Here is a 22,605-nt window from a genome sequence, read left to right on the forward strand (position 1 = left end):
GTGGCCGATCACCCTCTCAGGTCGGCTACGCATCGTCGCCTTGGTGAGCCGTTACCTCACCAACTAGCTAATGCGCCGCGGGTCCATCTATAAGTGATAGATTGCTCCATCTTTCCCAGCCCGGTCATGCGACCAAGCTGCGTATCCGGTATTAGCATTCGTTTCCGAATGTTATCCCAGTCTTACAGGCAGGTTACCCACGTGTTACTCACCCGTCCGCCGCTAACCTTGTCCCGAAGGACAAGATCCGCTCGACTTGCATGTATTAGGCACGCCGCCAGCGTTCGTCCTGAGCCAGGATCAAACTCTCCAAATTGGTGTTTGACTTGCTCAATACTTAACTAGCTATTTTAAAACATTATCGGATCGACGTGATCCATTTGTTCAGTTTTCAAAGAACTTGTTTGTCACATTTTGTCGTGACAAGAAATCATATTATCATCTTCATTCGACATTGTCAACAGTTTGTTTCACAAATGTTTGTGTTCCATTCGGTTGTTTCCGTGTGCCTCAGAAGCGACAAGAAATAATATATCACTTACGCAAACGGATTACAAGTTGAAAAATTTTACAAATGTAAGTTTAATTTTGACCCTCAGCATTGAATTACTTCATCAGTTTCATTATATAAAAAGAAGAGGCTAATCAAAGGTCAATAACCTTTGATTAACCTCTTTCATATCGATTCTTAATGAAGGAACATTACTGGATGACCGTTTCCCCCAACAGACGAAGCAGCTCTGCCTCTTCTTCAATAACGGTAATGCCTAGTTCGCGCGCTTTCGTCAGCTTGCTTCCGGCACTTTCACCCGCCACTACGAAATCAGTTTTTTTCGATACGCTTCCTGAAATCTTAGCGCCGCATGCTTCAAGAAGCTTTGCCGCCTCATCTCTAGACATCGTTGGCAGCGTGCCGGTTAAGACGACGGTTTTTCCGCTGAATACACTATCGTTCCTTGCAACCAGCTGCTGCTCGGTTTCAGCCTTCACGCCTAGCTCGCGCATTCTTGTAATGCTGGCCATAATAATCGGGTCTTGGAAAAAGCTCACGATGCTGTCTGCCACGATCCCGCCGACATCCGGAAGAGTAATCAGCTCCGCGGCATCCGCTTGCATAATGGCATCTAAGTTTCCGTAATGCTCAGCGAGCATTTTTGTCGTAGCTTTTCCGGTATTCGGAATACCCAAAGCGAATAAGAAAGACGCCAGCTCGCGATCCTTGGACTTCTCGAAGGCAGCAAGCAGCTTAAGTGCCTTCTTCTCACCGAAGCGTTCAAGCTTAATAAGATCATCGTAAGTAAGTGCATATAGATCAGCAGGATCGCGCACTTCGCAATCTTTGTAAAGCTGGTCTGCCGTCATCACGCTGAACGTATCGATATCCATCGCATCCCGAGAGGCAAAATGCGTAATTCGGCCGATAATTTGCGGCTGACAGCCAAGCTTATTATTACAAAACAGATGAGCACCACGTTGCTCGAGCTGCGTGCCGCAGGAAGGGCATACCGTCGGGAACACAATCTCCATACCAGACTCATCATCCGCTTTGCCTAATATTTCGGGAATGACATCATTCGAGCGGCGAATCGTAACGAGCGTGCCTAAGGCATGCTTTAGGTTTTTACGCTCAATGTCGCCAATATTATTAAGCGTACAGTTTTGAACCGTTACACCAGCGAGTTCTACAGCCTCGACGCGGGCAACCGGGGTTATTTTGCCCGTGCGTCCTACCTCCCAGGAAACAGCTTCAAGCACCGTTGCCGCTTCTTCCGCTTCAAATTTAAATGCAACCGCCCAGCGGGGAAACTTGTCTGTATAGCCAAGCACCTCACGCGTCCGCATATCCACAACTTTAATAACCGCACCGTCAATCAGGAAGTCCAACTGCTCCCGCTGCTCCGTTACGCGAACCAGCTCTTCCTGTACCTCTTCGATCGTATTCAAATAGGTTACATACGGATTCACTTTAAAGCGGTTTTCTTTTAGAAACTGCTGCATTTCACGATGATCCGCAAAAGCAACGCCGTCAGCAAAACCGACATTATAGAAGAAGGCGTTCAGCTTCCGCTCGGCCGTAACTCTCGGATTAAGATTGCGCAGAGCGCCTGCCGCTGCGTTGCGGGCATTTTTGAGCGGCTCAGCCGCAGTCTCATTGTACTTCGCCAGCACCGAAAGCTGCATGATGCCTTCACCCTGAACCTCTACGATGCCGTCGTTAAACGGAATCGTAAGCGGAACTGAACGAATGGTGCGAACCTGCTGCAAAATGCCTTCCCCGACCGTACCGTTCCCTCGAGTCGCCGCTTGAACCAGCTGTCCGTCCTCATAAGTCAGATTTAGGGTCAATCCGTCAAACTTCAGCTCAACCACATAGGTCGGCTGCGGAAGCGGCTCTTCTTCCGGATGCTTCGCATTATAGTCGGCGACCGCTTTGAGCAATCTCGTATTCCATGTGAGCAGATCTTCGACATTCTGCGCCTTGTCTAGACTCCACAACCGAGCGCGGTGCTTGTAAGGCTCGAAGCCTTTGAGCAAATCCCCGCCAACACGCTGGGTCGGCGATTCTGGCAATACCATGCCGAGTCCGGCTTCGAGCGCAACGAGCTCGTCGTAAAGCTTGTCATAATCAGCATCGTTAATCGTCGGCTGATCTAGCGTGTAGTAAAGATAGTTATGCTCTGTAATACTCGCAACAAGCTGCTGCATCCTCTCTAATTGAGCATTCACGGAAGGCTCCTCCTTCTAATCGTACAAAATGTACTAAGCAATTTTACACTTTCGTTATTGGCGCGAAGCCGGCAAGCAAACGCTTGATGCCGATCGGTGCCGGAAAGGCTATATTGAGCTCCATATCCTTGCCAGTCCCTTTGACGGAAACGATGACGCCTATGCCCCATTTGCCATGCGACACTCTCTCGCCTGACGCAAATTCTCCAGGCGCTGAACCACCTGCCGCGCCGCCTCCCTGCGCTGTCCGAGCAGCATCCTGCAGCGGCGTGCTTACTCGCACGCCGCCTCTGCCGCCCGCCGATGCCGGACTAGCTCCTCCAATACCTGAGGAACGGCCGCCAGCACTGCTAGCCGGCGCACGACCCGGAACTCCCCGGCTGCCTGGTGCCGCCGCGCCTGTACCGCCTGTTACGCTTACGTTGCTGCGAGTACCTGCTCGCGAGTAGCCCCCGCTGCCGCTTGATGCGCCTTCTCTGACGCTCTCCGGTATTTCCTGCAAAAACCGGGAAGGCAGGTTGCTGCTCGTTCGGCCGAACAAGGTCCGCATGCGCGCGCAGGTCAGATACAACCGTTTCTCCGCGCGGGTAATACCTACATAAGCAAGTCTGCGCTCCTCCTCCAGCTCTTCGTTGTCAGCGAGCGCACGGCTATGCGGAAACACGCTTTCCTCCATCCCGATAATGAACACGACAGGAAACTCAAGTCCCTTGGCGCTGTGCATCGTCATCAATGTGATGGCATCCTTGTTCTTCTCCGCTTCCTCTTCGTCCTTGTTCAAGGAATCAATATCGGCAATGAGTGCCAAATCCGTCAGAAAGGCAACGAGTGTCCTGTCTTCGTTCCGCTTCTCGAAATCCATAGTCACGGATAGGAACTCATCGATATTTTCGAGGCGCGCTTTCGACTCCAGTGTATTTTCCTGATGGAGCTCAAGGCGGTACTGCGACAGCTCAAGCACCTTCTCTGTCAGTTCCGTCACCGATAAGTAATCAACCATACGGGTGAGATTGTCGATAATCTCATAAAACTCGCGCAGCAATGTCCGTGTTCGGCCGTTGACCTCAACCTCGCCCAAATCATTCAATACGCGATAGATCGAGGTGCCTCTCCGCGCCGCTTCATCCGCGAGCTTGCCGACTGTGGTATCACCGATCCCCCGCTTCGGCACGTTAATGATACGCACTAAGCTGATATCATCATCCGGATTAGAAACAAGCTTCAAGTAACCAAGAATGTCTTTGATCTCTTTGCGGTCGTAGAACTTGATGCCCCCGACGATCTGGTAAGGAATATCCGATTTTATGAGTATTTCCTCTATAACCCGCGACTGCGCATTCGTACGATACAAAATTGCATGATCGGCAAATTTATGGCCTTTATTTATGTTTTTGCGAATTTCGCCCGTTACGAAGTAACCTTCATCATGCTCTGTATCCGCTTGATAAAGAGCGATTAGGTCGCCGGCTCCTTGATCCGTCCACAACTTCTTCGGCTTCCGGCCGGTATTCAGCTTTATGACCGCATTCGCGGCATCCAGGATATTGGCTGTCGAGCGGTAATTCTGCTCCAACATGATCGTCCGGGCTTCGGGATAATCGCCCTCAAAATTCAAAATGTTCGTAATATCTGCGCCCCGCCAACGATAAATGGACTGATCGCTGTCGCCGACTACGCAAATGTTGTGATGCTTATCCGCAAGCATCCGCGTCAACATATATTGCGCCCTATTCGTATCCTGATACTCATCGACGTGAATGTAGCGGAACTTGTTCTGGTAAAACTCAAGCACCTCAGGCACATCTTTGAACAATTGAATCGTCATCATGATGAGATCGTCAAAGTCTAGAGAGTTATTGGCTCTCAGCTTCTTCTGGTATTTCGTGAACACCTGGGCCACGATGCCGTCAAAATAATCGCCGACCTTCTGCTCGAATTGCTCAGGCGAAATCAGTTCGTTTTTTGAGCTGCTGATTGCGGCCTGAACCGCCTTTGGCTCAAATTTCTTCGTATCGATATTCATGTCCTTCATACAGCCGCGGATTACCGACAGCTGGTCCGAGGAATCCAGTATAGAAAAGCTGGATGTAAAGCCAATCCGATCGATATCTCTGCGCAGAATGCGCACGCACATCGAGTGAAAGGTAGATACCCATATATCCCGTCCCGATGGTCCAACGAGCACACTTACCCGATCCTGCATTTCCCGTGATGCTTTATTCGTAAAGGTGATAGCGAGAATACTCCATGGCGCTACACGCTTCTTTTCTATTAAGTAAGCAATTCGATGCGTCAGTACGCGCGTCTTGCCGCTGCCCGCTCCGGCCATAATCAACAGCGGCCCGTCAGTCGCTTGAACAGCCTCACGCTGCGGCGGATTCAGCTTCTGTACCGCTTGCTCGATGCTAATATAATTCAACATGCTCCGACTCCTTTGTTCGCATATGTTCGCCTCTTCTCAGTGTAGACAACGACCATCTCTGTGTCAATTTGCAAACCCAAAAAAACACCGTCCAATTTCCGTCATCAGAGGCCAAAAAACGAGTGCACCTCGTCCGTCTTTTCTATTGATACACTTATACAGAAAAATAGCGCCGAACTTCATAAGAAGACCGTTTCTTCTTATGCCGTGCAGCACCATTTTCATCACGCTGAATGTCGATCTTGTTGTTCTGAAAAGCTACTTCGCCTGCAGACTGCTGCTAACGGCCTCTCGTACGGCATCCACCGTGGACAAAGCGGCCGTTAGATCGCTATATATCACATTTCCAACAACAACGGTATGAGCGACCTCCGCGGCTTGACGCGCGCTTTCCGGGTTATCAATGCCGCCGCCGTAAAAAATTTGCGCTTGAACCGCTGCCATTCTTGCCCGCTTCACCAGCTGCATGTCGCCAAACTTTCCGCTATACTCCAAATAAATAACCGGCAGCCTCATTAAACGGTCGGCCATGCGAACATGCGCAATCAGCTCCGCTTCATCCAGGTCCGTCTTCGCTTCTGTCAGCTTTGCCGCGGTAGCTTCCTCATTCAAAATAATGTATCCCTGCGCCGCCGTTTCTTCCCAAGGAACAAAATTGCCGTATTCCTTCAGCCCCTCAGTTTGCCAGCCCGTTATCCATTCCGCCTTGCTCGAGTTGAGAACAAGCGGTATAAAGTATCCGTCAAATCCGGGAACCGCGCCATCCAAAGTAGATACCTCAAGAGCGCAGTCTACCTCATATCTGCGGATACGCGCCATAAGATCGACTATATTCTCAAATGTAACGCCGCTGGAGCCGCCGACGATTACCGCATCGGTACCTGATGTACAGATGGCATCCAGCGTTTCATCGGATATTTCTCGATCCGGGTCGAGCTTAAACACATGTCTCCAGCCGGAAAACCAAGCACCATTCATAGATGATCACGCCTCGCTTTTTCACAAAAATCTAATGCCTCATAATTGCGTTATTCTACTATGCTATGTCAGGTCGAATACTGTGTCAAATCATTACGCTTATCCTCGCTGCAACTAGAAATAAAAAACCGCCCTCTCGAGAAAAGAGAAGACGGTTTTGCCTTATATACAATGAATCGCGTTTGTTATTTAACCAGCTGTCCGCGCGTAACGCCAAGCTGATTGATCGCCTTGAGGCTCCGCCACACTTGCGTTCCGCTAATGCGGCCATCAAGGGCATCGCGATAAAGTCCGAGCACCTCAAGCACCTTCTCCGGCGTTTCTTCCAAAAACTCAACGCGGAAGTTGGATACGCCCATGCTTACGAAATTGCGGATATATTCGGCGCCCGATTGCTCGATCGCATTGTAAACGGTATTGCGGCAGCCCTCGTCAACTCGAACAGGATGCGCCATTCCGATACGGTCTTGCAAGGATGCACGCTTCTCCTCGCATGGACGGCCACAGTTGGTGAAGTCGGTCCCTTCGCTCATAAAGGTGCAATACACGCAGTGCTCCGTGTGGAACATCGGCAAATGCTGATGGATGACCATTTCCAGCATCGATGTATCCGAGCTTTCAAGCAGATCGACCATCTGTTGAATGTTCAAATCATAGGACGGGGTGATGAGATCAAGCCCGACTTCAGTGAACAGGTTCACCGCTTTATGGTTTGCTACATTTAGCGAGAAATCGCCAATCAGCTTAGGGAAAGGCTTATCCGGATTAGCTGCACGCGCACGAAGGTAGTAATAAAGCGCTCCGGTGTTACGCACGAGCACGGCGTCAGGCTGCAGCTTCAAAATATTTGCATGGTAGCCGTTCTCGCCCGGCATATGAATGCGCGGCGTTGCAAGCGCGATCGGTTTGCCGGCATCGCGCGCAGCAGCGATCGCTGCCGGAAACTGCTTAATAAATTCAAAATCGGCATATACATATGCGACATCAGTTTTGACGGCCGCCTGCACCTGCTCCAAGGTACGGCAAAGCGCGATCAAATTCGCATCTTTCCCGCTTTGCGGAGCCAGAACATCCTTCTTCGGCACGTCCGCACGCGCATCAACCGGATTTTTCACGTAGACCGGCGGCTTTGGCCGCTCGCCTGAGAGCAGTTCAACCGCTTCGCGGCGCAATCGGTTCAGCTCGCGGATCGGTACGATCAAATCACCCTGCAGTTCAACTTCAAGCTTCTCCAGCTGATATACGGTTCCTCCAAGACGGCCCAATTGATCCTCAAGTAGCGCCGCATCCATTGGACGCTTCTGCGCTTGCTCCAGCTCCAGCTCCGTAACCACCTCGATGGTTGTTCCTTTTTGAACATCCGTCCACCAGGTCCGCATCGGCTGACCCAGCGCGCCAGTGACTCTTATATGAAGCGGAAAAACGCGGTAAGGCTTTTCGGTTTCGAAAGAAGCTCTCAGACGCTTGTCCAGCGCTGGGTCATTGGTCTTCCATACGCGGTCGCCGACATGCACTTTACGCAGATCCACGTCGTTACGGCCCGATACCAATTCAATCATCGTGCCTTCCTGCGCTTCGCCTTCAATTTTCACGCCCTGCCGGCGAATATCATAAACGCGGCCGCCCTCTTCCTTCTTCGTCGGGTCGCCTGCGTCAAACACAATGCCATCGCCGCGCTTCAAAGGCGCATCGATCCTCAGCGTAACCGCATCGCGCATAATGCGCTCCACTCGGCCGAGGTAGACGCCGCGGCTTTTCGGGAACGTGCCCTCAACAAGCATCTTGTTGTTCGTTCCCGACAAGAAACCATGCGTGAAGCCGCGCGAGAAGCTTTGCTGCAGCTCACGCACATCCTCCACCGACGGCTTTGACAAATCGCCGTCGAAATATTTATCGATCGCGCGCCGATACTTGCTCACGACATTCGCGACATATTCCGGACTTTTGAGACGTCCTTCTATTTTAAATGACTTTACGCCTGCTTGGATGAGCTCCGGCACAATATCGATTGCCGCCAAATCCTTCGGCGACAGCAAATACGCGATGTCTCCCATCGGCTGCACCTCGCCATCGACCATCAAGTCATACGGCAGCCGGCAAGCCTGCGCGCATTCGCCGCGATTGGCCGAACGTCCTCCCCACATCTCGGACGTCAGGCACTGCCCCGAATACGATACGCATAACGCGCCATGCACGAATACTTCCATCGGAAGCTTCGCTTGCTCGCCGATCGTGCGAATCTGCTTCAGGTTATTCTCACGTCCAAGCACAACCCGCTCAATACCGAAAGGTTTCGTAAACTCGACCGCCTCGGGCGAGGTAATCGTCATTTGCGTGGAGCCGTGAATCGGGAAATCCGGCGAGAGCTCCCGAATCAGCTTCACAAGTCCTAAGTCTTGTACGATAACGGCATCCACGCCCGCAGCGATACACATTTCAATCAGCTTCTGCGCATCTCTCAGCTCATCCTCAAACACAAGTATGTTAAACGTCAGAAAGCCTTTTACCCCATACGTATGAAGAAACGCCATAATTTCCGGCAGTTCCTCGCTGCGGAAGTTATTCGCGCGAGCGCGCGCATTGAACTTCTCCACGCCAAAAAATATCGCATCCGCGCCATTGGCGACAGCCGCCCTCATGCAATCCCAATCGCCGGCCGGAGCCAACAGCTCTATATCCGTTCTTACTATTGTATCTGTCATTTTAACGGTCCATTCCTCTCATCCTTAACACCTGCTATTACTATCTTAACAAACCGCGGACATCTATACCACTACACAATACTGGCACAAGCGCATGGATAAGCGTCCTCAGTGTCTTATCCAACCCGCTCGAAGCAGCATGCATCAAAAAGAGACCGGCCATCCCCTCAGGGAGACCAGTCTTTCCAGTGTAATTTCTATTAATTAAAGCGAATCGATTGAGCTGTATCGTTGATAATCTTCAGGTTGCTTTCTGTTGCGTGCACATCATAAATGGCAAAGAGAAACACCATTGAGCCATTTTTTGTATCGAATAGATAAAAAGTTTGCGTGTGAGGCAGGTCTTCTTCCGGCTTTGCAACATACAAAACCACTTTCTGCGCCGTTTTCCCGTTAATCGTTACGGTCGTGGACTCCCTTACAGTCACCCCTTGAGCGATGTTTTCTGGCGTGTTCGCATATTGTAAAATGCCGGAAGCAAAGGTAGAAGCGTTTTGATCCGATTCGAATACGCCCATTTCCCCCGCACCAGATGTATACAGCACTTCATCCTTGTTGAAATTATTTTGTACGCCATACCAATACGCCGGAATATCCATCGAATAGCCATATTCTGTACTGCGCTTCGTTACTCTTTTGCTACGATCCACAAGATCGTAATCATCCTCGACCAAACCGAAATTTTTCTCGATGAAAGCCGTGTCAATGTCAACGGAAGCGATCACTTGCTTGAACGAATCGCTGCTCTTCGCACTGTTCAAGGAAAGGTAACCGTAATCCAGCGAATAGCGGTAATTCCCCGATATGAGCAATACCTCATTATAAGTAAACCATACATTGCTTCCATAGGTATATTCGTAGCTCAACGATAAAGCCTTGCCGTCTTTAAGATCTAAAGGCGCCGTAACGAAGTTGCGTACATTCGAGCTGATGAAGTCCTCACGTATGCGCGCTTCTCTCCGGGTTGCCCAGTTTTCAAGCGTATCGCCTGCTACCAGCGAAGATAGGTTAAACGCCAAAACGTCAGTATCGTTGGTATACGCCGGAGTGGTGCTTTCTCTATCGCTGTACCAATCTGCAGGCAGCTTAACGGTAAATCCGTAATCAGCATCCTTGAAGGTAATAAAGCCATCCTTAACCTTCGTAATATTTTTGATCGCCTTATCCGCTTGATTATATGAAGGCGTGAAGCTGTTAAGCAAAGCGGCATAGCTGTTCAACACCGATTTGTCCGTGCCTTTCAAACCAACAATAACGATAAAATAGAGATCGTCTTTTTGAATCCCGCGGTACTCATAGTACATTTTTGTTTCTTTTGTATAGGTGATTTGTTTTTCAAAGACCAGACCATTAACGGTGGTCGTCCGCTTGTCTACCGTAATTTCATCTTCATCATAATAATTATAAAGAACATCACGCTGCTCTTCGCTTGTCAGCGTATCATTTCCGACATGCTCCGTAATCACGTTAACTTGAGCAGCTACCTTAGATTCATCCGCGGTATCCGCCCATTTTACGTAATCGCCGTTATCGCTTTGCAAAACCTGCACTAAACCGGCCGGGTAGTTCAAAGACCAGCCATAGTAACTGTCACCGACTTTTGTTTTGCCGTAATCGGAATCGATGGACGTGCCGCCCGTTCCAGCTGATTGCGCTCGCACGCCAATAATGACGGTTTCTTTTGTTGCGCTGTCCGCCGTGATTTTTGCGCCGAAGGCTTCAACAATAACGCGAAGCGGTACCATTGTGGAGCCTTTTACTACGACTGGAGCTACAGCGACGGCTTTGGCTGCGCCGTTTACTTTAACTGTTTTGCTTCCAAAAGTTAGAATGACCTTGCGATCGTTGTATGTAAGGGTAATAACATTGCCGTTTTCTAATTTAAGCCCCGCGCCGAATGCATTCGTTATCACTTTCAATGGAACCATCGTTGTACCGCTGCTTACAAAAGGCGCTTCTACCGTAGAGGCTGAACCGTTTATTTTGACCGTTTTACTGCCCGCCTTCAATCGAACCTCAACTTGAGTGCCCGTATCTGCTCCGAACGCCGCTGCCGGAAGCAGCGATAGGACAAGCAATGCAGGCAATAGCAGCATGATCATTCTCTTGATAACATTTAATTTCATCTTTAATTTCTTCCCCTCATCATAAAAGTGCGGTTTACTTGATTTTGCTTGTTGCTTTTAACCCTGAACTAAAGACAGCTTTCGAATGACGAGATCGCCATCGATTTGCAGCATGACTTCAACCTGCTGGCCAGGCAAATAGCCTTTTAAAAGCTCATTCAACTCTACAATTGTCGATACTTGTTTGCCTGCAACCTTATAGAGCAAATCACCGTTTTGAATGCCTGCTTTTTTGGCCGCCGCCGAAGTTACGGTTTTGACGGTCAATGGATCAGAGGTTGGAATGCCGATGAGCGCAGACCAGCTTTCCTCAAGCTCCAGCCCCAGCGCTGCGCGTTTGACATGCCCGTATTTGAAGAAATGATTGGTCACATATTGAACCGTATCTGCCGGGATGGAAAATCCGAGATTATCAACGCCCACCTCTACAAATTTCAGAGAATTAATGCCGATGACTTCGCCTTTCATGTTAACAAGCGGACCGCCGCTGTTTCCTGGATTAATTGCCGCATCCGTCTGAAGGAGATTGTATGCGGACGACACGTTGCGGTTCATACCGCTCAAAATTCCGCTTGTAGCCGTATTGCGAAGCGAGAACGATACCGGTGTGCCGATCGCAACAACCGTTTCCCCAACCTGTACTTTAAGCGGAGATGCAGCCAGCTTTGCAATAGGAAGCTTTGTTGCTTTGATTTTCACCAATGCCAAGTCGCTCGCCTCATCGTGATGCGTTCTTACTGCATCGTATTTCTTGCCGTCTGCCGTTACGACAACCAAATTGGTCATATCCTCCACGACATGAGCATTTGTCACAATCCAGCCATCCGCCCGTATAATGACACCCGTTCCATGTGCCAGCGCGTATCTCGGATCCGCAGACCCGATATCCGTTGGTTTTCCTATAATAGCGACGACCGACGGCGAAACTTTCTTTACGACCGATGGAATATCGGTTGGTGTATATACGTAAGTGTTAGACTTTGAATCAAAGGTCCCGGTTCCGCCAAGCACGCTCGTTAGTGAGCTTGCCTTGACATAAACCTCGCCATTAATTTTTTTTGCGTTCAATGCATGCGTAGATACATTGCCGGAACTGGCTGCCCAGGCTGTTCCGGCGGTGACCATTGCTCCCAGCATGATGACGCTGCATATGCGGAGCATTTTGCTCTTCATGAATTCACTCTCCTCTATCCTTCTCTCTCTTTTGAATTCAGACTATTTCTAGTAAATTGTCAGCATTCCAAATATAGTAATCAGACTGTAATATAGCATATTTTCCCAATAACAACAATGAAAATCAGAACTTCCATTAGTTCAATAGCAATAAGCAAATGGATCTCAAGTCCCGCAATATGCTAGTTTTGTTTAGTTATTATGCTATTTTGTCAAATGTGGTTTCGGTTATGTGTTCTGATTACAGAAGTGGTATACTATGTGGGACTACTAAATCAATCCATTTGATGGATTCGGGAGGTAAATGAATAAATGAAATTAGGAGTATTTAGCGTTCTTTTTGCACAAAAGCCATTCGAGGAAGCACTCGACTATATCGCCTCTAAAGGGCTAGACGCCATCGAGATCGGAACAGGTGGTTACCCGGGAGATGCACATTGCGATCTTGATGGATTGCTTGCTGACGAAGGAAAGCTGAAAGCGTTTAAGCATGCGATAGAATCGCGTGGATTGATGATTAGCGCACTAAGCTGCCATGCCAATCCGCTGCATCCCCAAAAGGCAATTTCGACGGAGCATGATGAAGTTATTCGTAAAACCATCGAGCTTGCTAACCGCCTTGAAGTATCCGTTGTAAATACTTTCTCCGGTTGCCCTGGCGATCATGAGGATGCTAAATATCCAAACTGGCCGGTTGCTCCTTGGCCGAATGATTTCCAAGATATTTTGAAATGGCAATGGGAAGCAAAAGTTATTCCTTATTGGTCTGAGATCGGAAAGCTTGCTGCAGCGAGCGGCGTAAAAATCGGTCTAGAGCTTCATGGCGGCTTCTCCGTACACAGTCCAGCTACTCTTCTTCGTCTTCGCGAAGCGGCTGGCAATGCAATTGGCGCTAACCTTGATCCGAGCCACATGTGGTGGCAAGGCATTGATCCGGTACAAGCCGTACATATCCTCGGACGAGCTGGAGCTATTCATCACTTCCACGCGAAGGACACAACGATTGACCCGATCAACGTCAACCACCATGGCGTAACGGATATGCAATCATACGCTCTAATGCTGGATCGCGCTTGGCAGTTCCGTACTGTCGGTTATGGCCATGACTTAAAAACATGGGCAGACATCCTTAGCGCACTCCGTCTGGTCGGCTATGACTATGTTGTCAGCATCGAGCATGAGGACGGCCTGATGTCGGTTGACGAAGGCTTCACGAAAGCTGTTCAAAATCTGCAACAAATCCTTATCCGCGAGCCGCTTGGCGAGATGTGGTGGGTTTAATCTTCATAGACACAAGCGTAAACGGCGGCGCCGTCCTATGTGACAAAAGCTGTCGTTTCGCGGATATATATAAGCTCATTTATAAATGAAAACTTATAAATTCTTATATATAAAAAAAAGGTCTGCCGGACTTGTCCGGCAGACCTTTTTCTATGCAAAATGCTACGCTAACCAAACTTTGGTGATCATAATATAGTCGATCAACAAGAACAATCCGAGTGATACGGCCGTAAATCCAATCGCGAAAATGTTCTTCTTTGGACGAGCGTTCAAAAGACGAACAAAACCGATTGCGATCAATACGGTAAATGCAAGCATAAACCAATCGAAAGTTCCAATTTTACTTGCAGTTTGAGCTGCTTCTTCTGCTAAAAACATGAAGGGACCTCCTTTTTTTCGCACGTAACCTATATTACTATATGTTAGCTTTTTGTGGCTTCCGATGCAAGTCTGAAACGGGATTCGTAACAACTTTGTCACGAATTCATAAAAAATTTTCTTTTTCTCAAATCCTGGCTTCTCCAAGTTATCCTGCAGTAATAAATTGTCCATCTCTTCCATGATCTATAACTATGCTTCTTCAGAAATACAACCGGATGACAATCAACCCGTTTCTATTCCAACTGTATATCCAAATACTGTATGCATCCGAGTGTGCATATAGATCTAAATAAGATGTCTTCGTTCAGTACATTTAACTATATACCCACAATGCATTTCCCTTTATTCCTTTATATATAGCATTTTCCGCTTATTTCATTTATCATTTTTTATTTATTTACAACCTGATGCCCCATTTCCTTTCATGGTGCATTCAGATATGAAAATAAAAAGAACAGCAGACTGGGGATTCCAGCCTGCTGCTTCATTATTATTCTGCCGAAGCCGCTACTTTCTGCTTCTCTTTATGCTGAGCTGCCGTGCGTGCACGGTCGCGCTCTAGAATTGGCTTCAAATACTTACCGGTATATGATTGCTCTACTTTAATTACCTGCTCCGGTGTCCCCGTTGCAACGATCATACCGCCACCGCTGCCGCCCTCCGGCCCTAGGTCAATTAAGTAGTCCGCTGTCTTGATGACATCCAGGTTATGTTCAATGACAAGCACAGATTCGCCTGAATCAACCAAACGGTGCAGCACAGTCAGTAATCTGTCGATGTCATGCACATGCAATCCTGTAGTCGGCTCATCCAAAATGTAGAGCGTCTTGCCTGTCGAACGACGATAGAGCTCAGCCGCTAATTTTACCCGCTGCGCCTCGCCGCCGGATAACGTCGTTGCCGGCTGGCCAAGCTTCATATAACCAAGACCAACATCGAGCAAGGTCTGTACCTTACGGTGAATACGAGGTATGTTCTCGAAGAAGGCACAGCCATCCTCGATCGTCATATCCAGAACTTCTGCAATGTTTTTGCCTTTGTATTTCACCTCAAGCGTCTCGCGGTTGTAGCGTTTGCCTTTGCAAATTTCACAAGGGACATAAACATCAGGAAGGAAATGCATCTCGATCTTAATGATTCCGTCTCCGCGGCATGCCTCACAACGTCCGCCCTTAACGTTAAAGCTGAATCTTCCTTTCTTGTATCCGCGAACCTTAGATTCCGTCGTACTCGCGTATAGATCACGAATGTCATCAAACACGCCTGTATAAGTAGCCGGGTTTGATCTTGGCGTTCTACCGATCGGTGATTGGTCAATATCGATAACCTTTTCCAGATGCTCTATGCCGCGCAGCTCTTTGTATTGACCAGGGCGTGTCTTCGCTTTGTTGAGGTCCCGAGCTAGAGTCTTATAAAGAATTTCGTTTACGAAGGTCGATTTGCCTGATCCGGAAACGCCTGTTACGGCTGAGAATACGCCGAGCGGAATTTTCACGTTGACGTTTCTAAGGTTATTTTCCTTTGCTCCGCGAACCTCTAACCATTTTTCATTCGTTTTCCGACGCTCTGCAGGCACCTCGATGAACTTGCGACCGCTCAAGTACTGGCCCGTTAGCGAATTTTCATTCGCCATAACTTCCTCCGGCGTACCTTCTGCAATGACCATCCCGCCATGTATGCCTGCTCCTGGACCGATATCGATGATATAATCGGCAGCGAGCATCGTATCCTCATCATGCTCGACGACAATCAGCGTATTGCCTAAATTTCGCATATGCTCAAGCGTCTCGATCAATCGGTCATTGTCACGCTGATGCAAGCCGATACTCGGCTCGTCCAATATATAGAGGACGCCCATCAAGCTGGAGCCGATCTGTGTTGCTAAGCGAATCCGCTGCGCTTCACCGCCAGACAATGTTCCCGCCGCACGGCTTAACGACAAATATTCAAGCCCGACATTAACCAGGAAACCTAAACGGCTGTTGATTTCCTTCAAAATAAGACTCGCAATCGCCAGCTCCTTCTGCGAAAGCTTAAGCGACTCGAAATAACGCTGCGCATCGCCAATCGAGAAGGAGGTAACTTGGGATATGTTTTGAGTATGGATGGTAACTGCCAAGCTCTCCTTGCGCAGCCGCTGTCCCTTGCAGCCCGCACATGGCTTGGCACTCATGTAGTTCTCAATATGCTCGCGCATCATATCAGATGCTGTATCTCTGTATCGACGCTCCAAATTATGAACGATACCCTCGAATGGCACATATGCTTCTTTCCGATGGCCAAAATCATTTTCATACAGGAAGCGAACACGTTCTCCGCCAGTTCCATATAGGAGCTTCTTTATTTGCTCAGGCTCCAGCTCAGATACCGGTACATCTTGCCGTATACCATAGTGTACGCAAACCGCGCTCAGAAACTGAGGATAATAGTTCGATGTGCTGCCTGCCCATGCCAGGAATGCCGCATCCTCGATCGATTTGCTAGTGTCGGGGACAAGCAAGTCTGGATCCACGATCATTTTGACGCCTAATCCGTCGCAATCCGGGCATGCGCCGTATGGACTGTTAAAGGAGAACATGCGCGGCTCCAGCTCATCAATACTAAAACCGCACTCCGGACAAGCAAGGTTGGAGCTGAAGAGCAGCTCCTCTTGATCAATAATGTCAACGAGTACGCGGCCCTCGGATAGTTTAAGAGCCGTTTCCAAAGAATCAGCGAGCCTGGTCTGGATATCGGATTTCACAACAATGCGGTCAACAACGACTTCGATGCTGTGTTTCTTGTTTTTCTCGAGTTCAATCTTCTCGCTAAGCTCACGCAGCTCGCCATTCACGCGTACCCGAACGAAACCCTGCTTCTGAATATCAGCCAGCAGCTTCGTATGTTCACCCTTGCGCCCGGAAATAAGAGGCGCCAGAATTTGAAGCTTTGTCTTCTCGGGATACTCCATAATCCGATCGACCATTTGTTCAACGGTCTGCGAAGTAATTTCAATGCCATGCTCCGGACAATGCGGTTTGCCGATACGGGCAAACAACAGCCGCAAATAGTCGTAAATTTCTGTTACCGTTCCGACTGTGGAACGCGGATTCCGGCTCGTCGTCTTCTGATCAATGGAAATAGCCGGCGATAGTCCGTCGATCGAATCGACATCCGGTTTTTCCATTTGCCCGAGAAATTGACGCGCATAGGCGGATAAGGATTCCACGTAGCGGCGCTGTCCTTCCGCATAGATCGTATCAAATGCGAGCGAGGATTTACCCGAGCCGCTTAATCCCGTCAGCACCACAAACTTATCGCGCGGTATAGTGACGTCAATATTTTTGAGATTGTGGGCACGAGCGCCCTTAATAACTATTTTATCGCTAGCCAATCGTTTCTCCTCCTACTTAGCCCATCTCGGCGCGCAGCTCAAGCAGCGCATCCCGCAGCTCTGCTGCACGTTCGAACTGCAGATTTTTCGCTGCGTCCTTCATTTCCGCTTCCAGCCTTTGAAGAAGCGCCAGACGTTCCTTCTTGTTCATCTTGCCCGCACCGGCTCCGGTCAAGTAATCGGCCTTCTGTTCCGCTACCTTCGTCGCTTCAATTACGTCATGCACTTTCTTGCGTATCGTTTGCGGCGTAACGCCATGCTTCTCGTTGTAGGCAAGCTGTATCGTGCGGCGGCGTTCCGTTTCTTTTATCGCGCGATCCATAGAATCGGTTATTTTGTCCCCATACATGATTACACGGCCCTCGCTGTTCCTCGCCGCGCGTCCAATCGTTTGAATAAGTGCACGGTCGGACCGGAGAAAACCTTCCTTGTCCGCGTCGAGAATCGTAACCAGTGATACCTCCGGCAAATCCAAGCCTTCGCGGAGCAAGTTGATTCCAATGAGCACATGGAATACGCCAAGTCTGAGATCCCGCAAAATAGCCAGTCGCTCCAGCGTCTTTATATCGGAATGGAGATATCTAACCTTAATGCCTATCTCCTTCATATAATCAGTTAAATCCTCTGACATCTTCTTGGTCAGCGTCGTGACAAGCACCCGTTCATCCTTCGCAATCCGATCACGGATTTCGTTCAGGAGGTCATCGATTTGCCCTTTTGTCGGGCGAACGTCAATGATCGGATCAATCAGACCTGTAGGCCGTATGATTTGCTCGATCATTTTATCCGTATGCTCAATCTCGTAAGGGCCCGGCGTTGCAGATACATAAACCAGCTGCTTCGCCTTCGCCTCAAATTCTTCGAAACGGAGAGGTCGGTTATCCATCGCCGAAGGAAGCCTAAAGCCGTGGTTAACAAGCATCTCCTTACGGGCGCGGTCACCGTTGTACATGGCGCGGATTTGCGGCAAGGATACATGCGATTCATCGATGACGATAACCATGTCATCCGGGAAATAATCCAGCAGCGTATAAGGCGTCGCTCCCCGCTCCCTAAACGTGAGCGGTCCGGAATAGTTCTCGATGCCCGAGCAAAAGCCCATTTCCGCCATCATTTCCAAATCGTACCGCGTCCGCTGCTCCAGCCGCTGCGCTTCCAGCAGCTTACCTGCCTCGCGCAGCTCGGCTAGACGTTCCTCAAGCTCTCTCTCAATGTTAACGAGCGCTACCTTCATGGTTTCCTCTTTGGTTACGAAGTGAGATGCCGGAAAGATCGCAATGTGTTCGCGTTCTCCGATAATTTCACCCGTCAGCACATCAATTTCTGATATTCGCTCGATTTCGTCCCCGAACAGCTCCACCCGAATAGCCCGCTCATTATTGGATACAGGAAATATCTCGACGATATCGCCGCGTACGCGGAAAGTTCCCCGCGTAAAGCTAATATCATTGCGCTGATACTGAATATCGACCAATTTGTGCAAAATGACATCACGCGGCTTTTCCATCCCTACTCGGAGCGAAAACACAAGGCCTCCATATTCCGTCGGCGACCCTAGACCGTAGATACAGGACACGCTGGCTACAATAATGACGTCACGCCGCTCAAACAGAGAGCTCGTTGCTGAATGTCGCAGCTTATCTATCTCGTCATTTATGCTTGAATCCTTCTCAATGAAGGTATCGGTTGAAGGGATGTAAGCTTCAGGCTGATAGTAATCATAATAGCTCACGAAATATTCTACTGCGTTATCCGGAAAAAAAGTTTTGAACTCGCTGCACAGCTGAGCAGCAAGCGTCTTATTATGCGCAATCACGAGCGTTGGCCGATTTAGCTTCTCGACCATGTTTGCTATCGTATATGTCTTACCTGTACCTGTTGCACCCAGCAGTGTCTGGTGCCTCTTACCGGCCTTTATTCCCTCCAAAAGCTGCACAATCGCTTTCGGCTGATCTCCTTGCGGCGTATATTCAGACTTTAGTTCAAACAGCTTTGTTTCCTTGGTAAGCTCACTCACGCCTAATCTCCACCCCCATCATTCCGATTGTTATTATCTTAACAGTATAGTCAATTATAGTAATTTCATTTCAGATGTTTTCACAAAATAAGAATGTTTGTTCCCGTATATTATACCGTTATCTGTCAAGCGGCGCAATGTTCTGAATTCAAAAAAAATACGCGCAGCTGAATCCGGTTTTGATTTGTTAGAACATCTTCCAAACCGCCAATATTATGTTCGACGAAGCTTCTAGTCCGAAGCTTGCTTATTCTAGGTGCAGCACTTCGTTTCAAACGCAAGAAGGCATAAAAAAACAGACTGTTTACGGCCGATCTTGGCCCGTATACAGTCTGTTTTCTCTTATAAGAAGCTTATTCACTTAGGCGCTCTGCTTTCTCCGCTTGCGCCTCTCGCCGATTAGAGGCATGATAGCTGCGAAGCAGCTCCAGCAATGAAGCAGGTCCAGCCGAAGCATAATAGTTAGCCTGTTCATCCGGAGCTAGAATGACACCCAGTTGATGATGCTCGCCAGCAAAGCGCGCCCGCTGCGCGAACTTTAGCTCGCCTTCCAGATTCAAAACCTCAAGCTTGCAAAATGCGGAGTTTTGAACAAGCGCCTCATAAAGATCCTGTTTTGTTCTTACTCGCATTCCGTTCACCTTATGCAAAATCTCGCCTGTAACGAGACCCATTGCTGAGGCAGGCGAACCAGGTACGATGCCCAGTATCCGCAAGCCGCGCGAGTCATTGACATACAATGGGGATTGCGCTGCTTCCCTGGAACGGCTTCTCCAAATAATAGCTTCATGCATCAGCAGCGACGTCAATGCCGCTAGCGGCAGCAGCAGGGGCTGCCACCAAGCTAAAATAGCTGCGCCCGCCAAGCATACGCTGTACAGAAGCAGCCCTTTGGCTGCATGTTTTGCTTTTTCGCGAGGCAATAATGATCTTGTCATTTCCGTAAAGCCAACGATCATGGGCAAAGCTACGAATGACCAACCCTGTGACCAATCAGCTCCAAATAACGGCGTCCAGGGCAATACTGAAGTTGATGCTCCGACTCCATTAGCCGGCACTAACATGAGAAGCGGAACTGGCCAAAAGCCTTGCAGCATATAACCGCCGATCAGCTTGCCTCTTTTTCCTTCAAGAAATAATGGCGTTGCCAGTCGATCGCCTTGCCAGCGAACAAGCACAGCTTCTGCCAAATGAAGCAATGCTACCAAAACGAGTAGCCCTGCTGTATCAATATTTGCAAGTGATGCAGTTAAGGATCCTAGCCAATCAGTCCTCTCGGCTAACGAAGTCCATCCAAGGAGCCATTGAAGAAGAGTAATGATCCCCGCGCTATACGCAAAACACAAGTATCGAATCCGTATAATCATGAGAACGGCCGCAACCGCCCACAGCCACATCACTGCCGATCCAGTTAATGTTACGCCGATGAACGCTCCTGCTAAAGACACGGCTAAACCAATCAGCAAACCAGCCAACATCGCTTTAAAAACCAGGCTTGGCCAATTGTGCAGCTTAACCGCAAACATTTGCCGTTCCATCCGAATTTGCCTCATATATTGTAAAATAATGAATAACACCGCAATATAATAAAATGGCTGTGCAACTAATTGGACAGCCGCCTTCCCGAGCATTTCCAGTAACTCGATCGCCGTTTCCAAAGCTAACACTCCTTCGCTCGTTCCGCATTTCCCTTTTAAGCATAAATAAACGTAAACGGCTGTATCCGTCCTCTGGCGGCATAAGCTCGTTTCGCAGAGAGATATAAACACACTTATACTGTGAAACTGATTAATACTTATAAATAAATAAAAGGCTGACTCCGTTAAACAGAGTCAACCTCTTATTCATTCGACACCGCTTGATCATTTCCTGCTTACCGCTTTAATTGCCTCATGCAGCTGCGTGTCGTTCTTTTCATCCTGTATCCATTTAACAACGGCTTTCTCGAGAGCCTCTCCGGTTTGCTTATCGACTTGTCCCGTAGCCGGCAAGCTGTGCTCCGTTTGGAATTTCTTCACGGCTTCTGCCGTTTCCGCTCCGTAATAGCCGTCCTCGCGCTTCGGTTCGTACCCAAGCCCGTGCAGCATAATTTGTACGCTGCGCACTTGTTCGCCCAGTGTATCCTGCTTCAGAGTCTCAGCAAGAGCAAGTCTGGCTACCGTATATAAATCAGGCGGCTGAACGGCAATATCAGGCTTAATCCCATTTTCATGGATCCAATTGCCGTTTGGCGTTAACCATTTAGCGATGGTCATCTTCAATAAGCTGCCGTCTCCGAGAGCTTTATTATAACTCACTTGCACGGTGCCTTTGCCAAAAGAAGTTTCGCCGACCAGCTTCGCTCCCGCGCTTTCCTGCAAAGCGCCCGCTAAGATCTCCGATGCGCTGGCGCTGCCATTATTCATGAGAACCGCAATCGGGTACGTTTTGCTTTGTCCCTCAGACAGCGTCTTCTCCCGATTCCCTTCCCGGTCCTCCACCTGCACCACCGTCTTACCCTTCGGCAAGAAGGTCTGGGCGATCTCCACGACAACCGGCAGCACACCTCCCGGATTGTTTCGCACATCCAGAACGAGGCCCTTCATCCCTTGCTCCTCTAACTTAGCAAGCTCTTGCTTAAAGCGTTCCGCCGTATGCAAAGAAAACTGCCTAATTTCAATAATGCCTGTCCCGTCGGGACGCAGACTGCCGTACACGGTTTCCACATCGATATCATCGCGGATGAGTACGAGCTGTATCGGCTCCGAGAAACCTGCCCGCTGCACCTGGATTTTTGCTTTTGTTCCTTTGGGGCCACGGATTTTGGCGACAGCATCCTGCAAATTCAAGCCGTCAAGCTTCGCTCCGTTTACCGATAGCAGCACGTCCTTTGCGAGTAAACCAGAGCGTTCGGCCGGTGAGCCCTTAATTGGAGAAACGACAACGATCCGTCCATTCTCGAGTGTAACTTCAGCGCCGATGCCCGTGAATGAGCCTTCAATCGATTCTGAAAAATGCTGCGCAACGTCTTTCTCCATATAGACGGAGTAAGGATCATCAAGCGAAGACATCATTCCGCTCACTGCACCATCAAGCAGTTCATGGCGATCGACTTTTTGATAATATTTTGTTTCGATTAATTCCAGCACCGCGTTAAGCTTCTTCATCTCGTCCTCTTTCAGCCTGAAACGCTCGCCCTCATCGGCTGCCGATGCTGAGAGAGCAGGCTCTGAGTACTTATCGGGCTTAATCATTTGATCCGCGATCGTCAGCGTAACGAGAACGGACGCTATCATCGTTAGCATAACGAACGCGAATACTGTGCGTCCTTTGAAATGCACCTGTCTACACCACCTTCTCATCTTCCACGGTCTTAGATTTAAGACCACCCTAGTATATGACAACCCGCTTACAATTATTTGTCTCAACCGGTAAAGATGATCATT

At 49.0% G+C, this 22,605-nt stretch carries 12 protein-coding genes and 1 rRNA gene; 1 reads left to right on the forward strand and 12 read right to left on the reverse strand.

The genetic code is table 11. The features are described from left to right. The 7 genes from RCO25_RS05680 to RCO25_RS05710 all read right to left on the reverse strand — a co-directional run. A 16S ribosomal RNA gene (locus tag RCO25_RS05680) occupies nucleotides 1-316 on the reverse strand; the annotation flags it as partial. 386 nt (nucleotides 317-702) lie between these two features. Next, nucleotides 703-2,706: an NAD-dependent DNA ligase LigA gene (ligA, locus tag RCO25_RS05685; RefSeq protein ID WP_308995361.1), complete on the reverse strand. Its 2,004-nt coding sequence runs from the start codon at nucleotides 2,704-2,706 to the stop codon at nucleotides 703-705. A 64-nt stretch (nucleotides 2,707-2,770) separates the two neighbouring features. Next, nucleotides 2,771-5,146 (reverse strand): DNA helicase PcrA, encoded by a 2,376-nt coding sequence (gene pcrA, locus RCO25_RS05690; protein ID WP_483874705.1) that lies wholly within the window; start codon nucleotides 5,144-5,146, stop codon nucleotides 2,771-2,773. A 261-nt stretch (nucleotides 5,147-5,407) separates the two neighbouring features. Beyond that, nucleotides 5,408-6,127 carry a heptaprenylglyceryl phosphate synthase gene (gene pcrB / locus RCO25_RS05695; protein WP_308995170.1) on the reverse strand — a complete coding sequence of 240 codons (720 nt, stop codon included), beginning with the start codon at nucleotides 6,125-6,127 and terminating at the stop codon, nucleotides 5,408-5,410. Between the two features lie 185 nt (nucleotides 6,128-6,312). Then, the gene (locus tag RCO25_RS05700; protein WP_308995171.1) at nucleotides 6,313-8,829 is read right to left on the reverse strand and encodes a U32 family peptidase; all 2,517 of its coding nucleotides are present in this window, start codon (nucleotides 8,827-8,829) and stop codon (nucleotides 6,313-6,315) included. 200 nt (nucleotides 8,830-9,029) lie between these two features. Continuing rightward, complete coding sequence (locus RCO25_RS05705; protein ID WP_308995172.1) at nucleotides 9,030-10,955, reverse strand: stalk domain-containing protein; 1,926 nt, start codon at nucleotides 10,953-10,955, stop codon at nucleotides 9,030-9,032. A 57-nt stretch (nucleotides 10,956-11,012) separates the two neighbouring features. After that, entirely contained in the window at nucleotides 11,013-12,128 is a 1,116-nt protein-coding gene (locus RCO25_RS05710) for a S1C family serine protease (RefSeq protein WP_308995173.1), read from the reverse strand. Between the two features lie 312 nt (nucleotides 12,129-12,440). Between RCO25_RS05710 and RCO25_RS05715 the strand changes: the two genes are divergently transcribed. Further along, complete coding sequence (locus tag RCO25_RS05715) at nucleotides 12,441-13,409, forward strand: sugar phosphate isomerase/epimerase family protein (RefSeq protein WP_308995174.1); 969 nt, start codon at nucleotides 12,441-12,443, stop codon at nucleotides 13,407-13,409. Nucleotides 13,410-13,571: 162 nt separating this feature from the next. On the opposite strand, the gene RCO25_RS05720 is transcribed toward RCO25_RS05715, so the two are convergent. From RCO25_RS05720 to RCO25_RS05740, 5 genes are all read right to left on the reverse strand, one after another. Next, nucleotides 13,572-13,787: a hypothetical protein gene (locus RCO25_RS05720; RefSeq protein ID WP_308995175.1), complete on the reverse strand. Its 216-nt coding sequence runs from the start codon at nucleotides 13,785-13,787 to the stop codon at nucleotides 13,572-13,574. Between the two features lie 493 nt (nucleotides 13,788-14,280). Then, the gene (uvrA, locus tag RCO25_RS05725; RefSeq protein ID WP_308995176.1) at nucleotides 14,281-17,163 is read right to left on the reverse strand and encodes an excinuclease ABC subunit UvrA; all 2,883 of its coding nucleotides are present in this window, start codon (nucleotides 17,161-17,163) and stop codon (nucleotides 14,281-14,283) included. A 16-nt stretch (nucleotides 17,164-17,179) separates the two neighbouring features. Beyond that, the gene (gene uvrB / locus RCO25_RS05730; protein ID WP_308995177.1) at nucleotides 17,180-19,180 is read right to left on the reverse strand and encodes an excinuclease ABC subunit UvrB; all 2,001 of its coding nucleotides are present in this window, start codon (nucleotides 19,178-19,180) and stop codon (nucleotides 17,180-17,182) included. Between the two features lie 353 nt (nucleotides 19,181-19,533). Next, the gene (locus tag RCO25_RS05735) at nucleotides 19,534-20,847 is read right to left on the reverse strand and encodes a PDZ domain-containing protein (protein WP_308995178.1); all 1,314 of its coding nucleotides are present in this window, start codon (nucleotides 20,845-20,847) and stop codon (nucleotides 19,534-19,536) included. Between the two features lie 195 nt (nucleotides 20,848-21,042). Next, nucleotides 21,043-22,500 (reverse strand): S41 family peptidase, encoded by a 1,458-nt coding sequence (locus RCO25_RS05740; protein WP_308995179.1) that lies wholly within the window; start codon nucleotides 22,498-22,500, stop codon nucleotides 21,043-21,045. Nucleotides 22,501-22,605 lie beyond the last annotated feature (105 nt).

It is taken from the genome of Paenibacillus sp. LHD-38, from assembly GCF_031157315.1.
Taxonomy (GTDB): domain Bacteria; phylum Bacillota; class Bacilli; order Paenibacillales; family Paenibacillaceae; genus Pristimantibacillus.